Below are 2,956 nucleotides of genomic sequence, written 5' to 3'. Positions count from 1 at the left end.
ATGTGGCGTTCGCCGGCGGGCTGGTGCCCGAACCGGTGCTCGGCAGCAGGTCCGCCGACCTGCTCTCCGGTCTCGGGCCGCCCGTCCTGCGGGACGGTGACGTGCTCCCGCTCGGGGAGCCCGGCGCCGCGTGCCCGGTCGCCGACACGGTCCCCTGGCCCGGTGTCCCGGCCGAACTCGTCCTGCCGCTGCACCACGGCCCCCGGGAGACGTGGTTCACGGCTGGGGCCCTGCGGACGCTGACCACCGCGGCCTACCGGGTCTCGGAGTGGAGCAACCGCATCGGACTGCGCACGGAGGGCCCCGCCCTGGAGCGTGCCCGGGACGGCGAGCTGCCGAGCGAGGGCATGGTGCTGGGCGCCGTCCAGGTGCCGCCGGACGGGCGGCCCGTGGTGTTCCTCAACGACCATCCGACGACGGGCGGCTATCCGGTCGTCGGCGTCGTCGCCGGTTCCGCGCTGGCCGGGGCCGCCCAGGCGGCACCGGGGACACCGGTCCGGTTCGTGCGGGCGTGAGGGACCACGGGGAGGGGGACAGGACGCCACCGGCGGGCGGGCTCCGGTGTCCGGGCCGGTGGACGCCCCCCAGCTGACCCCTCAGTAACGTTACTTAAGCGTAACTTACTCATCAGTTACCTCAGGTAACAGTCCGGTGCTAGCTTGCGCTCACCTTCATCGGAGCAGAGCGAGGGAGTGAGCCGTGAATCCCCGCACCACCACCCGTCCGAGCTCGACCGTGCGTACCCCCCGCCCGCCGGGCCGGCGCCGCCCGGGCCGGGGCGCCGCCGCACGCCTGATCGCCACGGCCACCGCCGCCGCGGCCTGCCTGGGCGCCTACGCCGTACCCGCCTCCGCCGCCCCCGGCTCCGCGCCGGTGGTCTCCCGGGGCGTGACCATCCCCGCCTTCTACACCCCGCCCGCCGAACTGCCCCCCGCCGACGGCACCCTCGTCCGGACGGAGCCGCTGCCGCTGGGCCTCAGCCTCCCCGGCCTGGACGGCCGCCCCCTGCCGGGCACGGCGACACGGCTCATGTACAAGTCCACCGACGCGGCCGGCCGGCCCGTCGCCGTCACCGGGGCCTACATCGAGCCCGCGGCCGCCTGGAAGGGCGGCGGGGCCCGCCCGCTGGTGGCCCTCGCCTCCGGGACCATGGGCCAGGGCGACCAGTGCGCCCCCTCGCTCGCCCTCCAGCACCCGCTGACGGTGGGCGACGGCACCGTGTCCATCGGCTACGACAACCTCGCGGCCTACCGCTTCCTGGCCGCCGGTGCGGCCGTCGTCGTCACCGACTACGCCGGACTCGGCACCACCGACCGGCTCCACACCTACGTGAACCGCGTCGACGAGGGCCACGCCCTGCTGGACGCCGTGCGCGCCGCACGCGGCGTGGCCGGGGCCTCGATCACCGGCGGCTCCCGCGTCGGCCTGTACGGGTACAGCCAGGGCGGTGGCGCGAGCGCGGCGGCGGCCGAACTCCAGCCCACCTACGCGCCCGACGTCGAACTGGCCGGCACCTACGCCGGCGCACCGCCCGCCGACCTCACCGAGGTGATGAAGGGCATCGACAAGAGCGCCCTGGCCGGTGCGCTGGGCTGGTCGATCAACGGCTTCGCCCAGTCCGACCCGTCGCTGCGGGCGGTCATCGACGCCAACACCAACGCCACGGGCAAGGCCGCGCTCGCGGACACCTCGACCATGTGCGTCGGCGACGCGATCCTGCGGTACGGCTTCACCGACAGCAGGAAGTGGACGGCCGACGGCAGGCCCCTCGCCGACATCATCGCCTCCCAGCCGAAGCTCCAGGCGATCCTCGCCGACCAGCGCATAGGCACGTACCGGCCTTCCGGGCCCGTGCGCCTGGTGACCGGCGTCCAGGACGACATCGTCGGACACCGGCAGGCCCGGCAGCTGGCCGTGGACTGGTGCCGCAAGGGCGGCGACGTCACCTACGAGGCGGTCGTCCTGCCGAACCTCGGGGACGGACTGCTGACCAACCACCTCGCCCCGTACCTCACCGACCAGGGCAAGGCCGTGTCCTGGCTGACCGACCGCCTCGCCGGCAAGCCCGCCGGCTCCAACTGCTGGTCGATGCCGATCCAGCCCTGACACCCTTCCGCCAGGACCCCCGAGGCCGCGGCGCGACCGTCCCACGGACGCCGCCGCGGCCTCGCGCGTCCTGCCGCCGGGGCCCCGCGCGGGCACCCGCACGGGTGCATCTCCGGCCATGTACCGCGCGCGTCGACCCGGAGAGCTGCGCCTCCGGGCGGTCGCCCCGTAGGCTGGTCAATGGACTAGACCTGTAGCCGCTCCGAAGAATTGGAATCCCATGAGCAACCGTGCAGTCCTGGAGGTGATCGCTCTCGACGCGGAGGACGCGGTCGCGGCTCAGGCGGGTGGTGCGGACCGCCTCGAGCTGGTCACCGACATGGCCGCCGACGGCCTGACCCCGTCCCGGGCGGAGTTCGCCCGGGTCAGGTCCGCCGTCGACATCCCCCTGCGCGTGATGCTCAGGGTCGCGGACGGGTTCGCGGCCGGTGACATCGAGGTCCTGGTGGAGAAGGCGCACGCGATGCGGGCCGAAGGGGCCGAGGAGTTCGTGCTCGGTTTCCTCGACGAGTACGGGCACGTGGACCTGGTGTCCGTCGAGCGGCTCGTCGCCGAACTGGACGGCTGCCGGTGGACCTTCCACCGCGCGATCGACCGCACCGCCGACCGGGACGCCCTGCGCAAGCACCTCGCCGACCTGCCGGGCCTGGACGCCTACCTCACGGCCGGCGCCGCGACCGGTGTCGACGACGGCATCCCGACGCTCATGGCCGAGGCGTCCCGAGCGGGAGAGCCGGGCTACGAGCCGCAGATCATGGTCGGCGGCGGACTCCGCCTGAACCACCTCCCGCAGCTGCTGGACGCGGGCGTCGACGCCTTCCACATCGGGGGCGCGGCACGCCCCGGCGGC

General features: G+C 74.5%; 3 protein-coding genes. All 3 read left to right on the top strand.

The window, feature by feature from the left end:
• On the top strand, nt 1-515 hold a 515-nt coding region (locus ABZ371_RS31080; protein WP_358685953.1), incomplete at its 5' end, for a biotin-dependent carboxyltransferase family protein.
• A 277-nt stretch (nt 516-792) separates the two neighbouring features.
• Nucleotides 793-2,106, top strand: a complete 1,314-nt coding sequence (locus ABZ371_RS31075; protein WP_358685956.1) for a lipase family protein — start codon at nt 793-795, stop codon at nt 2,104-2,106.
• Between the two features lie 220 nt (nt 2,107-2,326).
• Nucleotides 2,327-2,956 (top strand): copper homeostasis protein CutC (locus ABZ371_RS31070; RefSeq protein ID WP_358685951.1); only part of this gene is annotated, 630 nt, incomplete at its 3' end.

Origin of the sequence: Streptomyces sp. NPDC005899 (genome assembly GCF_040629645.1) — a bacterium.
Taxonomy (GTDB): Bacteria; Actinomycetota; Actinomycetes; order Streptomycetales; family Streptomycetaceae; genus Streptomyces.
The sequence above is the reverse complement of the archived record's forward strand: the minus strand, read 5'-3'. Positions and strand labels throughout refer to the sequence as shown.